Origin of the sequence: Streptomyces sp. NPDC017993 (assembly GCF_044328065.1) — a bacterium.
Lineage (GTDB): Bacteria > Actinomycetota > Actinomycetes > Streptomycetales > Streptomycetaceae > Streptomyces.
Window position 1 is genome coordinate 443,297 of the sequence record NZ_JBIRGO010000001.1, and the last position, 19,247, is coordinate 462,543.

Consider the following 19,247-nt stretch of genomic DNA (forward strand, 5'->3'; position numbering starts at 1 on the left):
GGGGCGCCTCTCAGGAGAGCGCCGCCGCGGTCCGCCACCGGGCCGCCGCGACCAGCGAGGCGGTGAACGGATGCGCGGGCGCCGTCAGCACCCGCGCGGCGGGACCGGCCTCGACCACCTCGCCGCCGTCGAGCACCGCGATCCGGTTCGCCAACGCCGCCGCCGTGTCCAGATCGTGCGTGATCAGCACCAGGCTCGTCCCGGCCCGCTCCCGCAGCAGCTCGCCGAGCAGCTCGACGATGCCCCGGCGACTCGCCGCGTCCAGCCCCGACGTGATCTCGTCGCACACCAGCACCCGCGGGCGCGCCAGCAACGCCCGTGCCAGCGCGGCCCGTTGCAGCTCGCCGCCGGACAGCCGACCGGGCGGCCGCTCGACCAGCTCCGCCGGCAGCCCGACCCTCGCGAACACCGCCCGCGCCTCCTCCCGTGCCGTCGCCGCGGGCACGCCCCGCAGCCGCACCGCCGTCCGTGCGGTCTGCGCCAGCACCGTCCGGTGCTCGTCGAAGGCGGCCCGTGCGTCCTGGAAGACGTACTGCACCGCGGCGATCCGGTCCGTCGAGCGGTCCCGCACACTGCGGGGCAGGGCCTCCCCGCCCAGGGTGACCGCGCCGTCCCAGTCGCGGTGCAGCCCGGCCACACACCGCCCGAGCGTGGTCTTGCCACTGCCGGACCGCCCGACGACCGCCAGAGCGGAGCCCGGCGCGAGGTCGAGCGATACGTCGCGCACCGCCACCACGGAGCCGCGACGTGCCGACCGGTCCGCCGACGGCGCGTCCGAGCTGCCCGAGCGGCCCCGGTAGCGGGCGGCGGCGATGCGCAGTTGGAGCCCGGGGGCGGGCGCGTCGCCGTCCGGGGTGCGCCGCCCGTCCGGCGTCCGCTCCGAGACGTTCCGCCCGGGGGCGGGCTGCCCGGGTACGTCTGGATCGGGTACGTCCCACCCGGGTACCTCTGGCCCGGGTATCTCCCGCCCGGTGGCGAGGAGTTCGCGGGTCCATGGGTGTTCCGGCGCCAGGAGGACCCGGCCCGCAGGCCCCGACTCCACCACGCGGCCCTCGCGCAGCACCACCACCTCATCGGCCAAGGTGCGGACCACGTCCAGGTCGTGGCTGAGCAGCGCCAGGGCGATGCCCTGGCGCACCACCCGCTCCAGCTCCGCCACGATGCGGCGTTTGGTCAGCGCGTCCTGGCCGGTCGTCGGCTCGTCCGCGACGATCACCCCGGCGCCCAGCAGCAGCGCCTGTGCGAGCACCACCCGCTGCTGCTGGCCACCGGAGAGCTGGTGCGGATAGCGGCGCAACAGGGCAGCTCCGACGTCCCCTTCGGGCAGCTGGGCCAGGGCCAGAGCCTCCAGCACGCGCACCCTGGCGGCGGAGCGCCGCTGCCGGAGCGGGAGGCCGGAGACTCCCTTCCGCGCGATGTCGTACAGCAGCGCGCCGACCCGGCGGGCCGGATTGAGGACCGCGGCCGGATGCTGGGGCACGTACCCGACCGGCCCGCCGTCCGCCACCCGCACCAGGCCCTCGACCCGCGCGCCGGGCGGGTACTCGCCCAGCAGGGCGAGGCCCGTGGTGGTCTTGCCGCTGCCGGAGGCGCCGACCAGCGCGGTGACCGTGCCGGCCCTCGCGGTCAGCGACACTCCGTCGACGATCCGCCGTCCGGCGACATCGACCCGTAGCCCCGCCACGGCTGCCGCCGGGGCGTTCGCGCTGTCGTCGGGGTCCGTGGGGTCCGTGTGCAGGGTCACCGGGCCGGTCCCTTCGTCGTACGGGGAGAGGAGGCGGCGCCGGAGCGGGCGCCGGTGCCTGGGCCGCCTCCGGGGCGCCGCGCCGGCGTGGAACGGCCTGCGAGCGCGGTGTCGCCGAGGAGGTTGGTACCCATCGACAGGGCCACGATCAGCAGGGCGGGCACCACCACCGCCCACGGCTGGATGAACAGGCCGGTGCGGTTGCGGTCGACCATCACGGCCCAGTTCGCGGCGTCCGGATCGACGCCGACGCCCAGGAAAGCGGCGGTGGCGACGAGATAGAGGACGCCCGTCATCCGTACGCCCGCGTCGGCGGCCAGGGTCCGCAGACACGAGCGGGCCACATAGCCGATGGCGATCCGCCACCAGCTCTCGCCCTGCAACCGCAGGGCCTCCACCGCCGGGCGGGCGGCGGCCTCCGCCGCCGCGGCCCGCATCAGCCGGGCCGCGTCCGGCACATTGAGCAGGGCCACCAGCAACGCGAGTCCCGCCGCGCCCGGTGCGAACACCGTCGCCACCAGCAGCACCATCAGCAGCGACGGCACCGCCAGCAGCACATCCAGCGGCCGCATCAGCAGCTCCTCCAGCCACGCCCGATGGGTGAGCGCGGCGGCGAAGGCGAGGGGGAGCGCGATCACATACGCCGCCACGGTCGCCGCGAGCGCGATGACCACCACCGACCGGCCCCCGAGCAGCAGTTGACGCCAGACGTCCTGCCCGGCGAAGTCGGTGCCCAGCGGATGCTCGCCACCGGCGGTGAACGACGCCCCGCGAGGGCCGGGCAGCCCGGCCACCGCCGGGCCCAGCAGCGCGAGGAGCAGCGGAACCGCCGGCAGGACCGCCCCGAGAGCGAACCGGGCGGGAGAGCGGGCCGGCAGCCGGGCGGGCCGCGCGGCACGGAGAGGACGGCGGCTCACGCGGCCACCCCCGTCCGCGGTGCCAGGCGGTGCGTGACCAGATCGGCACCGAGGTTGAGGACGACGGTGACCAGTCCGAACACCACCGCGAGGCCCTGCACCACCGGCAGGTCCCGGGCCGACACCGCGTCCAGCAGGACCGTGCCGAGGCCGGGGATGACGAACAGCGCCTCGACGACGATGACGCCGCTCAGCAGCCAGTCGACGGTCCGCGCCAGATGCTGGGTCGCGGGGGCGACGGCGTTCGGCAGTGCGTGCGCCCAGCGGATTCGGCCGGGAGCGATGCCGTACCGGCGGGCCTGGGCCGCGTACGGCGAGGCGAGCGCGTCGACCATGCCGGCCCGGACCAGCCGGCTGATCGAGCACACCGGGCGGGCCAGGAGCACCGCGACCGGCAGCACCAGCGCCGCCGGGTGGGCGAGCAGATCGTCGCCGTAGCCGACGGCCGTCGGCGGCAGCCAGTCGAGCCGCAGGGCGAAGACGAACACCAGCAGCACGCCGAAGGCGAACTCGGGGACGGCGTAGACGCCGAGCGTCACCGCGCTGATCAGGCGGTCGGCGGGCCCGCCCTCGCGCCGCGCGGCCAGCACGCCGAGGCCCACGCCGGCCGGCACCAGCAGGACCACCGTGAGCGCCGCGAGCAGCAGGGTCGGGCCCAGGCCCTCGGCCAGATAGCCGGTCACTGGCCGGCCGGTGACCAGAGAACGCCCGAAGTCGCCGTGCAGCAGCGCCCCGGCCCAGTGCGCCAGCCGCTCGGGCGCCGGCCGGTCCAACTGCATCGTCGCGCGGATCGCGGCGATACGCTCCGGGTCCGGCTGGTCCCCGGCGAGCGCGACCGCGGCGTCGCCCGGCAGCGCCTCGGTCAGCGCGAAGACCAGCAGGACGACGGCCGCCGTCTGGCCGGCGCCCAGCAGCAGCCGCCGCGCCACGAAGGACCGCAGGCCGCTCATGCCAGCCAGACCTTGTCGAAGCGGGCCCAGTCGAGGGAGTTGGCGGGCGCCTGCCGGGCCACGCCCCGCACGTTCGTGGCCGTCCCGACGAGCCAGTCCGCGAAGCCCCACACCAGGAAGCCGCCCTCGGCGTGCAGCCGGCGCTGCATCCGCCCGTAGAGAGCGGTCCGCTCCGCGCGGTCGGCGGTGGACTGGGCCTGCCGGTAGAGCGCGTCGAAGTCCTTGTGGTGCCACCGGGTGGCGTTGGTGGTGGAGCCGGTCAGCAGCCGCTGGGAGATGTGCATTTCGATGGGCATGGCTCCGGACCGGTAGGAGCAGAGCGTGCCGGAGTCGAGGATGTCGCTCCAGTAGCTGTCGGCGTTGCGGTTGCGTACCGTCACCCGCACCCCGGCCTTCGCCGCCTGGTCGCGGAAGATGCCGGCCGCCTCGGTGAACCCGGCCGCGACGTCCGACGTGTCGAGCGTGACCCGCAGGTTCTCCGCGCCGGCCGCTTTGAGCAGGTGGCGGGCGCGGTCCAGGTCCTGGACGCGCTGCGGCAGCCCGTCTTCGTAGGAGGCGTAGCCCTTGCCGAACAGGTCGTTGCCGATCTCACCGGCGCCGGACAGCGCACCGCGCACCAGCTCCGCGCGGTCCGCTATCAGGAAGAACGCCGCACGCACCCGCTTGTCGTCGAACGGCGGCCGGTCGGTCTTCATCGCGAATGCCTGCATCGCACTGTTCTTCAGCCGGATGATCCGCACCTGGCCGCCGCGTTCGTGGGCGCGCGCCGTGGCCGGGCTCAGCTCGTGCGCGTACTCGATCTGCCCGCCGAGCAGCGCGTTGATCCGCGCGGACTCCTCGCCCGCGGCCACGAACTCCAGCTCGTCGAGGTAGGGGGCGCCGTCCCAGTAGTCCTCGAAGCGGCGCAGCACGGTGCGCCTGCCGGGTGCGAAGGAGACGAAGCGGAACGGCCCGGAGCCGACCGGCTCGGTGAAGGAGTCGCTGCCCTCCGGCACGATGTACGCGCCGAACGCGGCCAGGATGTCCGGGAACTCGGCGGTGGGGCGCTTCAGCCGGAACTCCACGGTGGTCCTGTCGACGGCCCGGCTCGCCGCGAGGTCGAGCGGCTCCAGGTCGGCCTTGGAGCGGAATGCCTTCTTCGGGTCGGCGATGCGGCGGTAGCTGAACAGCACATCGGCGGCGGTGACCGGCCGGCCGTCGTGGAACGTGGCCTTGCGCAGCGTCACCGTCCAGCGGTCCAGCGTCTTGTTGGCCTCCCAGTTCGCGGCGAGTCGGGGCCGCGGCGCCAGGTCCGCGCCGAAGTCGGCCAGCTTGTCGAAGAGGGCTTTGGCGCGGGCCGCGTCGGAGAACAGGTTCGCCAGATGGGGATCGAGGGTCTCGTTCGCGCCACCACCGGCGAACGCCGCCCGCAGCCGCCCACCGCGCCGCGGCGGCCCGTCGTCGCCTCCGGAGCCGTCGCCGCCGGGCGCCCCGCCCGAGCCGCAGCCGGCGAGTGCCAGCGCGCCGAAGGCGGCGGCGCCCGACGCCCCGGCCAGGAATCCGCGGCGGCGCAGGGCGGCCCAGGAGTGCGCGGCGGGGGGCGCGGCGGGGCCGGTGGTGTCGGGTCGGGCACCGGCGTCGGACATGCGGGACGGCGGATCGTGTCTCATGGCGGCAACTCCTCGGAGCGGAACGGAAGCTGGGGCCGTGCGCCGTGTGTGTGCGGGGCGCTCGGTGAGTGGGGTCGGGGCGCGTGCGTCGGTCGGCGGTCGTCGGTGGGCGGTCGTCAGGGTGTGGTCGTCAGACGCGCGACGACGTGCAGGCGGTCGGCGTCGGTCCGGTCGCCCGGGACGTCGTTCTCCTGCCAGCAGGGCTCGGTGCGCGGCCCCGGGCCGTCGTGGAGCGACAACACCGTGAAGCCGTGCGCGGTCAGGAATCGCCGCAGCTCCAGCGGGAACAGCAGCCGCCAGGCGGAGCGCTGCTCCACCGGCGGCGCCCCGTCGTCGGTGGACCAGACCCGGCTGCGGCGCAGCAGCTGCGCGGTCCGGTCGATCCGCAGGGTGGTGCGCGCCCGGTACGCCGTGCCGCGCCAGGTGAACGAGTGCTCCGCGGGCGCGTCAAGCAGGTCGGTACGGCCCAGGAAGTACGCGCCGTTGCGCAGCTCGGCGACCAGCAGGCCGCCCGGCTCCAAGGCCCGGCGGCAGGAGTCCAGCAGGCCGTCGAGTTCGTCGTTGGTGTGGCAGTACAGCAGCGCGCTGTCGAGGCAGACGACGGCGTCGAAGGCGCGCGCGCCGAGGTCGAAGCGGCGCAGGTCGGCGTGGGTGTAGGCCGGTCCGGGATGGTGCCTGCGGGCGTGCGCCAGCATCGCCTCGGAGAGGTCGGCGCCGACCACCTGGCGGCCCGCCGCCTGGAGCCGCGCCGCGTCCCGGCCGGTCCCGCACCCCAGGTCGAGCACCCGTCTGCCGGCGCCGTGGCGGCGCAGCGTGGCCTCCACCCAGCGGGCGGCCAGCCCCTCCGGATCGGGGAACCGGGCCTCGTACAGCTCGGGATGGTCGGTGAGCAGGTTCTGGCCGGGGCCGCTGCCGGAGAGCCAGGCGTCACCAACCGGCTCGGTGTCCGGGCGAGTTGTTTCGCCGTGCGTCATTTTCTGCATGCTCCTGTTTCACGTGGCGGTGACGGTGGCGGTGAGGCCGGCCCACTGGTCGCGGTCGACGTACGGGCGCCCGGCGCAACCGCTCCCGGCGCAGGCCCTGGCTGGGGCTCCGGCAGCGACTGCCGCCGCCGCAGCCGATCGACACCGGCCGCCGACGCCAGGCCGAAGAGCAGGCAGCAGGCCCAGGGCAGCCACTGCGCCCCGTGGTCCGCGCCGGTGTCCATCGCCCAGCCGACCAAGGCGTTGCCGCCCGCCGCGGCCACCCCCGACACGACGTAGAAGACGCCGAAGAAGGTCCCCGTCAGCGTCGATCGCCCGAAGCCCGGTATCAGCTCCATGACGAACGGCTGGGCGATCATCACTCCGAGCGAGAGCAGCAACGCCCCCGCCAGCACCGGCAGCAGACCGAGGACCGCCTGCGCCGTGCCGTCCGGGCGGCCCGCGCCCGCCACCGTCATCGGGGGCACGAACGCCAGCGCCATCAGCACCAGCCCGAGGCTGATCCACCGGCCCCTGCTGCCGCGTTGTCGCAGCGCCCGCGTCAGGCGCAGTTGCAGCGTCAGGCCGGCGAGAGTCCCGGTCAGGAAGACCAGCGAGGCCGCCCCCGCCCAGCCCGTCGCGTGCCGCGCGCCTTGGGGCAGCAGCAGATACAGCTGGTTCTCCAGGGTGAACATGCCGACCATGCCCAGCGCGAACGCCACGAACGCACGGTTGCCCACCACTTCACGCCAGTCGCCGAGCACCCCGGACGTGGCCGGCGGCACCTCGCGGGCCGGCAGCACGAGTGCTTGCGCGAGCGTCAGCAGCGCGAAGATCGCGGCGGCGGTGAGCGCCGACGCCCGGAAGTCGACGAGCAGCAGCGCGCTGCCCAGCAGCGGCCCGATCAGCGCCCCCGTCGTCGCGAAGACATTGAACAGCGCGAACGCCTCCGCCGTACGGCCACCCGCCTCCTGGGCCAGGTAGGCGCGGACCGCCGGGTTGAACAGCGCCCCGGCGAGCCCGCTGAGCACGGACGCGGCGAGCAGCACCGGAAGTCCGTCGCCGAGCGCGAACAGGGCGAAGCCCACGGCCCGCAGCCCGCACCCGGCGATGATCACGCCGCGTGCGCCCAGCCGGTCGGCGGCCGACCCGCCGATGAGGAACAGCCCCTGCTGGCTCAGATTGCGCACGCCCAGCACGATCCCGACGACCGCGGCCGACATCCCCAGGTCGTCGCCCAGATGGGTGGCGAGATAGGGGATCAGCAGGTAGAAGCCGGTGTTCACACCGAGCTGATTGACGAGCAGCAGACGTATCGCGAGTGGGAACTCCCGTATCTCATGCCAGGTCCGCACGCCGCCGCCCTTCTCCCTGGCCGGACACCACGGCGTGCCCCGGTGTCCGGGGCCTGATGCCGAGGCCGACCCCTTCGCCGGCGCCCACGGTGCCGTCCCCGCCGCCGATGCCGCTCCACGGGTCGCGGGCGAGCAGCAGATGCCCGTCCAGGTCGACCCAGCGGGCCCGGTCGGCGAGATGGACGCCGGGGGCGATGCCGAGAGTGCTCGCGGTCAGACAGCCCAGCATCAGCTCCGTACCGCTGCCGGCCAGCAACTCCGCGATGCGGAGCGCCGCGTGGACCCCGCCGCACTTGGCGAGCTTGACGTTGACGCCCTGGACGCGGCCGACCAGCCGTCGTACGTCCTCGTAGCAGACGGCGTCCTCGTCGGCGATGAGCGGCAGCGGCGAGCGGGCCGCGAGACGGGCAAGCGCCTCCGGATCGCCGGGCGCGATCGGCTGCTCGACCGCCTCGACGCCGAGCGCGGCGTAGCGCGGCAGCAGTTCCTCCGCCTGCGGGACGCTCCAGGCGCCGTTCGGGTCCAGCAACAGGCGGGCGTGCGGGGCGTGTTCGCGGATGGTGCGGATGCGTGCCAGGTCCTCCTCGGGATCGGCGGACCCCGCCTTCGCCTTCAGGAGGGTGAAGCCGCTCGCGGCGAGGCAGCCGGCCAGCGCCGCGGCCCGTTCGGTGGTGGTGATCCCGATGGTGCGGGCGGTCGCGGCGGTCGGCGGGGTGAGCGACCCCAGCAGCTGGTGGACGGGGGCGCCGGCGCGCTTGCCGACGAGATCGAGCAGCGCGGACTCCACCGCGGCGGTCACCGCGGGCGGCGTACCGGGGCCCGGCAGCTCACCGCTGCGCACGGCGCCCAGCGCGGTCTCCGGGTCGCCGCAGCGCTCGATGCCGGCGGCCGCGTCGCGCAGCAGCCGCACCAGGGTCCGGGCGTCGAGCCCGAAGTAGGCGCTGGCCACCACCTCGCCGTGGCCACGCAGCCCACCCCGCTCGACGGCGAGCCAGACGGCGTCGCGGGCCGCCATGGTGCCGCGCGAGATGCGCAGCGGCTCGGCGAGTTCGAGGCGTGTGACGCGCACGGTGGTCTTCATGCGGGGGCCTCCTGCGGGGGATACGGCCGACCTGGGGCGGCCGGCGAGGGCACGGGTGCGGGTTGCGTGGCTTGAGGGACCGGGGCGGTCGGAGCAACCGGGGTGGCGGGGGTCGCTTCGACGGCCGGAGGCGGGTCACCGGCCCCGGCCCGGCGGGCCTCGCACGGGTCGATCACCGTCGTGCACCGCGTCCAGCCGGTGGCCTCCGCGGCGGCCGGGTGAGCGATCTCGACGGGGCGGCCGCGCGCCGTCGCGCAGTCCACGCCGTGTGCCGTGGTGAAGTCGTCGTCGTAGACCGTGGACAGGTAGCGGTGCGGCCCGTCGGGGAAGACGGTGGCGACGACCGTGCCCGGGTGCATCCGCGCGGCCCAGGCGGCCACCAGCGCGGCGGCGCCGGTGCTCCAGCCGCCGCTGACGAAGCACGTCCGGGCCAGCCGCCGGCAGGCGTCCGCGGATTCCGCGGGACCGACCCAGTGCACCTCGTCGAACGCCTCGTAGGCCACATTGCGCGGATGAATGCTGCTACCAAGACCCCGCATCAGCCGGGGCCTGGCGGGCTGGCCGAAGATCGTCGAACCGGTGGCGTCCACGCCGATCAGCCGCAGCGCGGGCCAGCGGCGGCGCAGCGGCGCGACGAGTCCCGCACTGTGCCCGCCGGTGCCGACGCTGCACACCAGGACGTCCAGATGCGGCAGCTCGGCGACCAGCTCCGCGGCGAGAGAGCCGTAACCGGCGGTGTTGTCAGGGTTGTTGTACTGATCGGGCCAGTACGCGCCCGGCAGCTCGGCGAGCAGAGCGCGCAACCTGGCCAGCCGGGCGGCCTGCCAGCCACCGGGCTCGGCAGGCCGGTCGACGAGCTCCAGGCGCGCCCCGTACGCCCGCAACAGCCGGCGCATCGACGGCTCCAGCTCCGTGTCGCCGACCAGCACGACGGGATGGCCCAGGGCCTGCCCGGCGAAGGCCAGACCGATGCCGAGGGTGCCGGACGTGGACTCCACCACCGGCGCGCCGGGCCGCAGCTCACCGCGCTCGCGGGCACCCCGCAGCATGGACACCGCGGCGCGGGCCTTCATCCCGCCGACGCCGTGCCCTTCGAGCTTCGCCCAGAACCCCGGCTGCGGGGACGGCAGATCGCCACTGATCCTGGCCAGCGGCGTACGGCCGAGCAGCGCCAGCAGCCCGGGGTCACCGGGTCCGCGAGTGCTGCCGGGCGACACCCCCGTACACAGGACGGACTCCAGGTCGAGTGCGGACGTGGTCATGGCATTCCCCCATAGCGATGGATGACTCCGGGGCCGCCGTCGAGCCAGAAGAACGGATAGGGCTCGGCGCACACGGCGTGCACGCCCGCACCCACGAACCGGGGCAGCACGGCGCTGCCGGTCTGGGCGAAGAGGGCCAGCGGCAGCCCGTGCGCGGCGGCCCGGGCACGCAGCGGCTCGAACGTCCCGTTGCCGAGCGTCATCCCGGAGGCCAGCACCGCGTCACAGCGGCCGACCGCGTCGAGCGCGTCGGTCACCACCGGCTCGCCCCACTCCGTCGTACCGCCCTTGAGATCACACGGCAGATACCGCAGACCCCGAGAACGCAGCGCCTCCAGGAGGGAGTTGACGACGCCGACGACGAGCACCCGGCCCCCGGGTGGCAGCGCCCCGGCGTCCAGCAGTTCCACCACGGCCCGCGCCCTGGCCCGCGACTTTCCCAGCGACGACCCGGCGGGCAGGGCGACGGGGCGGGCGCCGTTCTCCGGTGTGTGCGGGGCGATATGCATCAGATACGCGTCCAGGGCGGCGGTCCGCACCACCAGGAGCGGATGCGCCAGCAGCGACGCCACATCGGCGCCGACCGCGTCCTCCACAGCAGCGGCAGGCAACGCACCCGGCTCCGCCGCACAGGACCCGACGGCGGCCCCGAGCCGCAGGCTGAGCACCTCGTTGCGGTATCCGCTGCCGCGCCCCTCGTGGCGTACGGCTTGACTGGTGGCGAAGGCGGTGGAGACCCGCAGCCCCCGCGGGGCCGGCCCCAACCGGCCGGCCAGGACCGCCTCTTGCAGAGCATCAAGGCTTTCCCAGCCGCTGTAGCCGACGCGGCCGCCGTAGCCGCGGCCGCCGTGCGGTCCTGCACCACGCCACGTATCCGTGGGTGCGCTCCGCCCCGTGGACGGGCCGCTGCCGTCATGTGTGTCCAGGGCCGCCCCCGGCCCGTCCGCGCGCACGCTCATCGGGCAGCCACCCGCGGCCGCACCGTGGCCAGCAGCTCGGCGACACGGTCGCGCGCCCCGCCGCCCTCGGTGTCGGCAGCCATGATGTGGCCCAGGTAGCCGTTGTTGTCCCCGGCCGCCCGCACCCGCACACCGGGCTCGGCGAGCCGCACCTCCAGCACCCCCGGCAACGCCTCCAGGCCCGCCACCCCGGACTGCTCTTCCGTGGCAGCCTCACCAGCCGGCGTCACCGGGCCCGCGTACCCGAGCCCGCGCCCGCGCACGTCCCCGGACACACCGTCCGGCGCGACCCCGTGAGCATCGTCCAGCGCCTCGCCGTGCCCGCCCTCACTCGCCCCGCCCGGCACGGCGACACGCTTGTCCTCACTGTCCTCAACGACCTCAACGACCTCAACGACCTCACTCAGCCCGTCCGGACGGCGCTGCCCCACCTCGTAGCCCTCAAGGACGCCGTCCTCGCCGGGGAGCAGGAAGCCGATCGCCGCGCTGCGTACGCCCGTCGCGCGGGTGGCCAGGTCCGGTTCGCGCCCCAGGGCCAGGTCCACGCAGGCGCCGGCGAGGTCGATGCCGGTGACGTGGCGGACGAGTTCGGTGATCCGATTGCCCGCCGGACGCGGATTGACCTCGACGACCCGGGGGCCGGCTGTGGTGAGCTTGATCTCCGTATGGGCGACGACCTGGTCCAGGCCCAGCCCGGCGACGGCCGCGAGCGCCGTGTCCACGGCGGCCGCCGTCTCCTGGGAGCCCAGCCCGGCGGGAAACATATGGCCCGTCTCGATGAACGCGGGCGCACCGCCCACACTCTTGTCGGTCACGCCGACCGCCCGCGTCACACCCCCGAACGACACCGTCTCCACACTGACTTCGGGCCCGTCGAGCAGCTCCTCCAACAGCACGGCGGGGGAGCGCAGCTGGCCCCGCGCATTGACCGGGAAGGCGTCCACGGCACGGTGGGCCTCGGCCAGCTGGGCCTCGTCGTCGATCCGGCGGACGAACATCCCGGCGCACAGGTCCACCGGCTTGAACACCAGGGGGTAGCCGACCTCCTGCGCCGCTACCGCCGCGGCGGGGAAACCGTCGCAGACCGCGAAGCGGGGGCCTGGCAGGCCGGCCGCCTCCAGGGCGCGGCGGGTGCGGTCCTTGCGGCAGGCGGTGGTCACCGAACGCGCGCTCGGGCCCGGCAGCCCGAGGTGCTCGGCGATCCCGGCCACCGCGGGCAGGTAGTAGTCACACGAGCTGAGCACCCCGTCGAAGCGCAACACGGCGTGCAGGTCGGCGACATGAGGCAACAGCGCGGGCACGTCGTTGGTGTCCGCGGTAAGGACATGCCGGGCGCCGAGCAGCGGGTGCTCCGCCCCCTCGGGCGCGGAGCGCAGGTAGTGCTGGAGGTCGCGGGTCAGGAACGTGAAGGTGTGACCGGCCTCGGTGATCGCACGTGGCAGCAGTCGGCTCATCGCCCCGACCCAGCTCTCGACCATCAACAGATGCCCCATGAATCTCCGTCCGCGCTGAGGGATCCGGGCAGGCCGGGCGAGCCCCGGGCCGTGGATCCGGTTGACCGAACCCACACGATATCGATAATCATTTTCATTGTCATGTCTGATCCTGCCCCGATGGAGCGCCGCATGCCCTCCCCACTCCTCCTGCCACGACTTCTCCCACGCCTCCGGCCCCCGCTGCGGCCGATATCCCGACGCCGCCACGCGGCGCCCACAACCGCCGTGCTCTCCCTGGCGGTTACCGTCACCCTCACCGCGGTCTCACCCCTCCCCGCGACCCCACGCGACGCCCCCGCCCCACCGCCGGCCCTCACCTTCGGGCCATGCCCCAGCTCGGTCCCTGACCCCGCCCCACCCGCCCGGGTCACCTGCGGACGGCTCGCCGTACCCCTCGACCATCACGACCCGCACGGCCGACAGATACACATCGCCGTCTCCCGGGTCCGAGCCACCGGCACCCCGGCCGAACGCCGCGGCGTCCTCCTGGTCAACCCCGGCGGACCCGGCGGCTCCGGCCTCCCGTACGCCGTCACCAAACGCGCCAAACTCCCGCCGTCCGTACAGCGCGCCTACGACGTCATCGGCTTCGACCCCCGCGGCACCGGCCTCAGCGCCCCCGCCGACTGCGGCCCCATGGGCAGCCTCTTCGACGCTCCCGGCGCCGACCCCGTCCCCCGGGACGGCCACGAGGAACAGGCCCACCTCGACAGGCTCCGGCGCCTGGCCGCCGACTGCGCCCACACCGTCGGCGCCGCACTGCCGCACCTGTCCACCGAGCAGACCGCCCACGACATGGACGCGCTGCGCGCCGCCCTCGGCGAACCCACCATCGGCTTCCTCGGCGTCAGCTACGGCAGCTACCTCGGCGCCGCCTACGCCGCGGCCCACCCCCACCGCGTCGGCCGGATGGTCCTCGACAGCGTCGTCGGCCCCTGGTCGTGGCACGACTTCGACGTCCGCCAGGCCCGCGCACTGCTCCGCCAACGCGCCGTCCTCTTCCGCCGGCTGGCACGCGACCCCGACCGCTACGGCCTCGGCAGCACCTCCCATGCCGTTCGCACCTCCTACACCCGCGTACGCGCCGGCCTCGCACGTCACCCCGTCGACGGCTTCGGCCCCGCCGCCTTCGACCGCACCGTCTACCGCGCTCTCGCCCGCACCGAGCGCTGGGCGGCCCTCGGCGACGGCCTGCACCGCTATCTGCGCGACGGCACCGTCACCGGGCTACGCCCCGCCGAGGACTTCGCCGGGCCGGCGTCCCGTACGTACGAAGCCGCCAACCGCACCGTGAAATGCGCAGACGGACCCGGACCCGCCCCCGCCGAAGTGCTCGCCGACATCCGCGGGCTGCGCCGACTCGACCCCCTGCCGATCCTCACCGGACTCGAAGCCTCCGCCTGCGCCTACTGGGACCGCCGGCCCGCCCCGCGCACCCCGCTCGGCAGCCCCCACGCACCTCCCGCCCTCCTCGTCGCCTCGGCCCACGACCCGGTCACGCCCCTCGAAGGCGCCCACGCCCTGCGCCGCACGCTCCCCGGCTCGCGGCTGATCACCCTGGACAACGACTACTCCCACGGCGTCTTCGCCAGCCGCGGCAACGCCTGCGTCGACGACACGGTCGCGAACTACCTCCTCAACGGCACATCACCGCCAACCGACATGCACTGCGCAGGCCCGGGCCTGCCCTGACCGACGCTCACTGCGCGGGCCTGGGCTTTTGCCCTGACCCATGCACTGCGCGGGCCTGGGCATACCCCAGCGGGCTGCCGCGGGGACGTACTCCGCGAGCGCTTTCCGGCCCGCACGCGGCTCACCCTCCGCGCCGCGCGCGGCCGTTCTCACCCCGCCGGGGCGGCATAACAGGCCGCTCACCCGCGAGGTCCTTGGCGTGGAGGCGCAGACGGCTGGCGGTTAACGTCTATTGGCCGGCTGCCGGCAGCTATCGGCCATCGGCTCTTGGCGGCCGGCTGCTGTCTGCCGGCTGCCGGTCCTCTCGCAGGCGGCAGCCCCACCTCCAGGGCGGACGCTCGCCGGGTCGGCACCCCCGACGGACGAGGGCCGCCCGGGGGGCGGTCGTGCGGGCATAGAGGCCCGCGGCAATGGCGGGGCAAGGTGCCTCGGGGGCCACCGGCGGCTGCCCTGGCGGGCACCCCGAGGCACGGGTGACGGCTTGCCGGTCGGCGTATCGACGAGGCAGATGTGCCGGTGACTCGGTCGATGCGAGGCCGTCGAGGTTGCGGCCGGGCCCGCACGCGGGCCGTACGCCCGTACCCTGAAGAGGTGAGCACCACCCCCGAACCCGAACCGGCCGAGTCCTCCCCGGCCCCCGAGGCACAGCAGCCCGTCACGGAGCAGCCCGCCGCGGAGACCTCCGCTGAGACCGGCGAGCCGGCAACGCCTTCCGCGCCCGCCTCGGCCCCCGCGCGCCCGGCCTCCCGGCCCGCGGCCCTGATCTTCGACGATCCGCTGAGCCGGCAGTCCTCGGACGACACCGACCGCGGCTGGGGAGAGCGGCCCGCGGGCGGCTCCGACAGCGCCGCCGATCTGGCCCGTTTCCTCGACGAAAAGCCGCCCCACCACCTCTGAGCGAGGCGATGGGGCGGCGTGTGCCGGTCCGGGGTGCCTGCTAATGAGGTCGCTTCTGCGCGATGACGGTGGCCGAGGTGGAGGAGCGCGGAGCGAAGGAATCGTCGCGCTGCGCGACCAGCGCGTCGCGGATCTCGGCGAGCAGCTCGATCTCGGTCGGGTCCGCCGGGGCGATCTGCTTCTTGGCGTCCTGGCGGGCCTTCCACTTGGTCATCGGCAGGATCATGAGGAAGTAGACGACCGCGGCGGTGATCAGGAACGTCAGGGCGGCGCTGAGCACCGAGCCCCACAGGATGTAGATCCCGTCGGTGTACTCGTGGGTCTTCGCGTCGATGTGGCAGGTGGTGAGGCACGCCTTGTAGTTGTCGAGGTTCTGCGAACCGAGCGCGCCGATGATCGGGTTGATGACGCCCTTGACCACGGCGTTGACGATGTTCGTGAACGCCGCACCGACAACGACCGCGACAGCGAGCTCGATGACGTTGCCGCGCATCAGGAATTCCTTGAACCCCTGAATGACGCCCTGGTTCTCGCTCACCTTGCGGCCTCTTTCCATGCTCACTACGGACGGTGCACAAACGGTCAGCACCGCAACTTACGGCAGGGCAGGGCGGAGGTGTCCAATCGCGCGACACGAACCAGCGATCGGCCGGCGCGTCGGTGCGGCTCCGGCGGATGTCGGGTAATGGGTGGACCCGGACGTCGATACCGGCCCTGCGGGCGTGCCCCCAGGGGCATGCGGCAGGTGCCCCGCCACTCGGAGAAGTTTTCCGTGCGATCCGGACAGATGCCACTCGATCTTGGCGCACGGTTACCGCCCTCCGTCGGCCGCGGGAAGCGGGCAGAGCGGGCCGGATGACGTGCCCGCCGCACCGTGCGCAAGCCCGCAGGCCAGTGCTGCGGCTGCCATCGCCAGGCCGGCGGCCATCACCCGCAGCCGGGTCGTGGGCCGCCACCGGCGCCTCCCGCCGCCCGCCCGCACCGGAGGAAAGTGCGGCACTTCACACAAGGGGGGCGCGGGGAGCGGGGGCGGGAAGAGCTGTGGGTCGGTGGAGGAACGGAGCATGGTGATCACCGCCTGCGGTGGGGGATGGGGACCCGGCGATCACCACCGTGCCGGAATCCGCCGCGGCCCGCGCAGCGCTGTGGACAGCCAAGCTCCTGTGGACAACTCGGCCACCCGTCAGGGGAGGCCGGGGGCCTTCAGGGCGAGGCCGGGCCCGGGCCCACGAGGGGCGAGGTCGCGGCCATCAGAGCAAGGCCCCTGCCCTCAAGGCAGCTCGATGCCCAGGTCCCAGCCGTCGTGGGCGCCCACGCACAGGCAGTCGCGTTCCAGGTTCTCGGGGAGGGCGGCCACCGCGTCGAAGAGCACCTCGCGCAGGCGGCCGACGTTCTGGCCGAACACCTTGAGCACCTCGCCGTGGGAGACGCCCTCGCCCGCCTCGGCGCCCGCGTCCAGGTCGGTGACCAGCGTCAATGACGTGTAGCAAAGGCCCAGTTCGCGGGCCAGGACGGCCTCGGGGTGGCCCGTCATGCCGACCACGGACCAGCCCTGCGCGGCATGCCAGCGGGACTCCGCGCGGGTCGAGAAGCGGGGGCCCTCGATGACGACGAGGGTGCCGCCGTCGACCGGCTCCCAGTCGCGGCCGCGTGCGGCGGCCACCGCGGCCAGGCGCCCGGCGGAGCAGTAGGGGTCGGCGAAGGTCAGGTGAACGACGTTGGGGACGCTGCCGTCGGGCAGCGGTTGGCCGTCGAAGTAGGTCTGCGTGCGGGCCTTCGTGCGGTCGACGAGCTGGTCCGGTACGAGGAGCGTGCCGGGGCCGTATTCGGGGCGCAGGCCGCCCACGGCGCACGGGCCGAGTACCTGTCGGACGCCGACCGAGCGCAGCGCCCACAGGTTGGCGCGGTAGTTGATGCGGTGCGGCGGGAGGTGGTGCTCGCGGCCGTGCCGCGGCAGGAACGCGACCTGGCGGCCCGCCACCTCGCCCAGGAACAGCGAATCGCTGGGGCTCCCGTAGGGAGTGTCCACCGTGATCTCGGTCACGTCGTCGAGGAAGGAGTAGAACCCCGAGCCGCCGATAACGCCAATCTCCGCGTCAGCCATGCCGGTCACACTATCGGGGCAGGTCGGCTGCCGGACAGCGGATGCGTGCGTCGGACACCGGAACGCGACGCGCCCCGCCGTCGGCGACGGCGGGGCGCGGGAGGAAGCGTGTCAGGCGGCCGAGCTGCTGCTCGTGGAGCCCGCCTTGCTGCCGGATGACGACGAGGACGACGTGCTCGAAGAGGACGACGAAGACGACGAAGAAGTCGAGGACGGCTTGCTGTCGGAGCTGCTGGACGAGGAGCTCGACGCGTCCGAGGAGGCGGTCTTCGCGGGGCTGCTGCTGGACGACGAGCCGCGGCTGTCGTTGCGGTAGAACCCGGAGCCCTTGAAGACGATGCCGACCGCGGAGAACACCTTCTTGAGGCGTCCGTTGCAGCCCGGGCACTCGGTGAGCGCGTCGTCGGTGAACTTCTGCACCGCCTCGAGGCCCTCGCCGCACTCGGTGCACTGATACTGGTAGGTCGGCACTGTGACTTCCTCCTGGCACTCTCAGACATTGAGTGCTAACGACGATCCATAGTGCAGTATTCCCGCCCGTCAGTCCACTGTGACCGGCGTACGGTGACCGACTCCACGTCCGTTGTCGCCCTCCCGCGACCCCTGCGCCAAGGCGTCGGCGGCCGGTTCGCAGGCGTCGAGAGGGCCGGTTTCGGTGTCGCGGGAGGCCCGGCCGCCGGCGGTCGCGGAGCTGGCGGGGGCAGAGCCGACGATCAAGGTCGAGGAGCGTGGCAGCAGGTGCGCGCGGAGCGCCAGCAGCACCGTCAGGGCCAGCGCCGTACCGGCCAGCGGCACCAGGAATCCGGCGCTCGGGCCGAAGCCGTCCGCCAGTTGACCTGCCGCGGTGGCGGCGGCTGCCTGGCCCAGCGCGACCGCACCGGTCAGCCAGGTGAAGGCCTCCGTGCGGGCGGTGGCCGGGACCAGCGACTCGACGAGCGTGTAGCCGGTGATCAGGGCCGGGGCGATGCACAGACCGACGACCAGGCCGACGGCGCCGAGCAGCGGAACCGCGGTCACCGCCCACAGCGGGGTGGTGGCCAGCGCCAGCAGCCCGTAGGCGACCAGCAGGCGCCGTCGCGGGCCGACCTTCCACGCGATCGCGCCGCAGGCGATGCCGGCCAGCATGTTGCCGCCCGCGAAGATCCCGTAGAGCACGCCGTTGATGCCGGGCTGCCCGATGTTCTGGGTGAAGGCGGTCAGCGAGACCTGCATGCCGCCGAAGACGGCGCCGATGCCGAGGAAGGCCACGATCAGGACGCGTACGCCGGGGATCGAGAGCGCCGAGACGCGCGGCCCGTCGCCGGCGGCGGCCCGGTGCACGGGCGGCTGGCTGCGCCGCTGGGAGGCGAACAGCAGCCCGCCGGCCAGGGTCAGCGCGGCCTCGGCGATCAGGCCGGCCGCCGGGTGGATGCCGGTGCACAGCGCGGTGGCCAGCACCGGGCCCACGACGAAGGTGAACTCGTCGGTCACCGATTCGAAGGCGGCCGCCGTCGGCATCAGCGGTGAACCGCCCAGCCGGGAAGCCCAGCGGGCCCGCACCATCGGGCCGACCTGCGGGGTGGAGGCGCCGGTGGGCACGGCCACCGCGAGCAGCGCCCACAGGGGGGCATGGGAGAGGGCCAGGGTGATCAGCGCGGCGACGCCCGCGACGTGCACCAGCACACCGGGGAGCAGTACCGCGCGCTGGCCGAAGCGGTCAGCGAGCTTGCCGCCCTGGGGGGCGAACAGGGCCATCGCGACACCGGTCGCGGCGGACACCGTGCCGGCGGTGCCGTACGAGCCGGTGGTGCTCTCCACCAGCAGCACGATGCCGATGGTGAGCATCGCGAAGGGCTGCCGGGCCAGAAAGCCGGGCAGCAGGAACGTCCATGCACCGGGGGTGCGTAGCAGTTGTCCGTATCCGGGACGGGATTCCTTGACCGCGGATGCCACGGCCGGGCCTTTCTGCTGCCTGGTAGCACGCAGCCGCGAGGTCGTCACGGGAACGCGCCGAGAGCTGTCCTCTCGCGCAGGACCGAGTGATACCGCGTGGTCCGCACCGGTGAGGTGGTGGCTGCGTGTGGCAGGGGACCGCGGCCGCCGAGCGGTCGCGCCAGCTCTGCGTCAGGCAGAGGTGGTTCGTTGATTTGCCTCTTCATACTACAGGCCGAAGCGCGTGAAGCCCTGGGATTAACCAGGG

The 19,247-nt window shown here is 74.1% G+C and carries 16 protein-coding genes; 2 read left to right on the forward strand and 14 right to left on the reverse strand.

Translation table 11 applies throughout. The annotated features are described in order from the left end of the window. Positions 1–10: 10 nt before the first annotated feature. From ACH4FH_RS02165 to ACH4FH_RS02210, 10 genes are all read right to left on the reverse strand, one after another. Positions 11–1,744 carry an ABC transporter ATP-binding protein gene (locus tag ACH4FH_RS02165; protein WP_398553796.1) on the reverse strand — a complete coding sequence of 578 codons (1,734 nt, stop codon included), beginning with the start codon at positions 1,742–1,744 and terminating at the stop codon, positions 11–13. After that, positions 1,741–2,661: an ABC transporter permease subunit gene (locus ACH4FH_RS02170; protein ID WP_398553797.1), complete on the reverse strand. Its 921-nt coding sequence runs from the start codon at positions 2,659–2,661 to the stop codon at positions 1,741–1,743. The genes ACH4FH_RS02165 and ACH4FH_RS02170 overlap by 4 nt, the downstream gene beginning before the upstream one ends. Next, positions 2,658–3,611: an ABC transporter permease gene (locus ACH4FH_RS02175; protein WP_398553798.1), complete on the reverse strand. Its 954-nt coding sequence runs from the start codon at positions 3,609–3,611 to the stop codon at positions 2,658–2,660. Before ACH4FH_RS02175 ends, ACH4FH_RS02170 begins: the two co-directional genes overlap by 4 nt. Then, positions 3,608–5,260: an ABC transporter substrate-binding protein gene (locus ACH4FH_RS02180; RefSeq protein ID WP_398553799.1), complete on the reverse strand. Its 1,653-nt coding sequence runs from the start codon at positions 5,258–5,260 to the stop codon at positions 3,608–3,610. The genes ACH4FH_RS02175 and ACH4FH_RS02180 overlap by 4 nt, the downstream gene beginning before the upstream one ends. A 116-nt stretch (positions 5,261–5,376) precedes the next feature. Beyond that, on the reverse strand, positions 5,377–6,234 hold the full coding sequence (locus ACH4FH_RS02185; RefSeq protein ID WP_398553800.1) for a class I SAM-dependent DNA methyltransferase: 858 nt from the start codon (positions 6,232–6,234) through the stop codon (positions 5,377–5,379). Beyond that, positions 6,231–7,577 carry an MFS transporter gene (locus ACH4FH_RS02190; RefSeq protein WP_398553801.1) on the reverse strand — a complete coding sequence of 449 codons (1,347 nt, stop codon included), beginning with the start codon at positions 7,575–7,577 and terminating at the stop codon, positions 6,231–6,233. The genes ACH4FH_RS02185 and ACH4FH_RS02190 overlap by 4 nt, the downstream gene beginning before the upstream one ends. Further along, complete coding sequence (locus ACH4FH_RS02195; RefSeq protein ID WP_398553802.1) at positions 7,561–8,658, reverse strand: dipeptide epimerase; 1,098 nt, start codon at positions 8,656–8,658, stop codon at positions 7,561–7,563. The genes ACH4FH_RS02190 and ACH4FH_RS02195 overlap by 17 nt, the downstream gene beginning before the upstream one ends. Next, a complete protein-coding gene (locus ACH4FH_RS02200) occupies positions 8,655–9,920 on the reverse strand; it encodes a PLP-dependent cysteine synthase family protein (RefSeq protein WP_398553803.1) in 1,266 nt (421 codons plus the stop codon). Before ACH4FH_RS02200 ends, ACH4FH_RS02195 begins: the two co-directional genes overlap by 4 nt. Further along, on the reverse strand, positions 9,917–10,879 hold the full coding sequence (locus ACH4FH_RS02205) for a Rossmann-like domain-containing protein (protein ID WP_398553804.1): 963 nt from the start codon (positions 10,877–10,879) through the stop codon (positions 9,917–9,919). Before ACH4FH_RS02205 ends, ACH4FH_RS02200 begins: the two co-directional genes overlap by 4 nt. Continuing rightward, the gene (locus ACH4FH_RS02210; RefSeq protein WP_398553805.1) at positions 10,876–12,372 is read right to left on the reverse strand and encodes an ATP-grasp domain-containing protein; all 1,497 of its coding nucleotides are present in this window, start codon (positions 12,370–12,372) and stop codon (positions 10,876–10,878) included. The genes ACH4FH_RS02205 and ACH4FH_RS02210 overlap by 4 nt, the downstream gene beginning before the upstream one ends. A 132-nt stretch (positions 12,373–12,504) precedes the next feature. On the opposite strand from ACH4FH_RS02210, the gene ACH4FH_RS02215 reads away from it, so the two are divergent. Both ACH4FH_RS02215 and ACH4FH_RS02220 read left to right on the forward strand, forming a co-directional pair. Then, positions 12,505–14,067: an alpha/beta fold hydrolase gene (locus ACH4FH_RS02215; RefSeq protein WP_398553806.1), complete on the forward strand. Its 1,563-nt coding sequence runs from the start codon at positions 12,505–12,507 to the stop codon at positions 14,065–14,067. 591 nt (positions 14,068–14,658) lie between these two features. Beyond that, positions 14,659–14,964 (forward strand): hypothetical protein, encoded by a 306-nt coding sequence (locus ACH4FH_RS02220; protein ID WP_398553807.1) that lies wholly within the window; start codon positions 14,659–14,661, stop codon positions 14,962–14,964. A gap of 40 nt (positions 14,965–15,004) precedes the next feature. On the opposite strand, the gene mscL is transcribed toward ACH4FH_RS02220, so the two are convergent. From mscL to ACH4FH_RS02240, 4 genes are all read right to left on the reverse strand, one after another. Next, positions 15,005–15,502, reverse strand: a complete 498-nt coding sequence (gene mscL / locus ACH4FH_RS02225; protein ID WP_398553808.1) for a large conductance mechanosensitive channel protein MscL — start codon at positions 15,500–15,502, stop codon at positions 15,005–15,007. Positions 15,503–16,234: 732 nt separating this feature from the next. Next, on the reverse strand, positions 16,235–17,068 hold the full coding sequence (locus ACH4FH_RS02230) for an S-methyl-5'-thioadenosine phosphorylase (RefSeq protein WP_398553809.1): 834 nt from the start codon (positions 17,066–17,068) through the stop codon (positions 16,235–16,237). Between the two features lie 111 nt (positions 17,069–17,179). Beyond that, positions 17,180–17,539 carry an FmdB family zinc ribbon protein gene (locus ACH4FH_RS02235; protein WP_398553810.1) on the reverse strand — a complete coding sequence of 120 codons (360 nt, stop codon included), beginning with the start codon at positions 17,537–17,539 and terminating at the stop codon, positions 17,180–17,182. Between the two features lie 69 nt (positions 17,540–17,608). Then, on the reverse strand, positions 17,609–19,000 hold the full coding sequence (locus ACH4FH_RS02240) for an MFS transporter (protein WP_398553811.1): 1,392 nt from the start codon (positions 18,998–19,000) through the stop codon (positions 17,609–17,611). Positions 19,001–19,247: the final 247 nt, after the last annotated feature.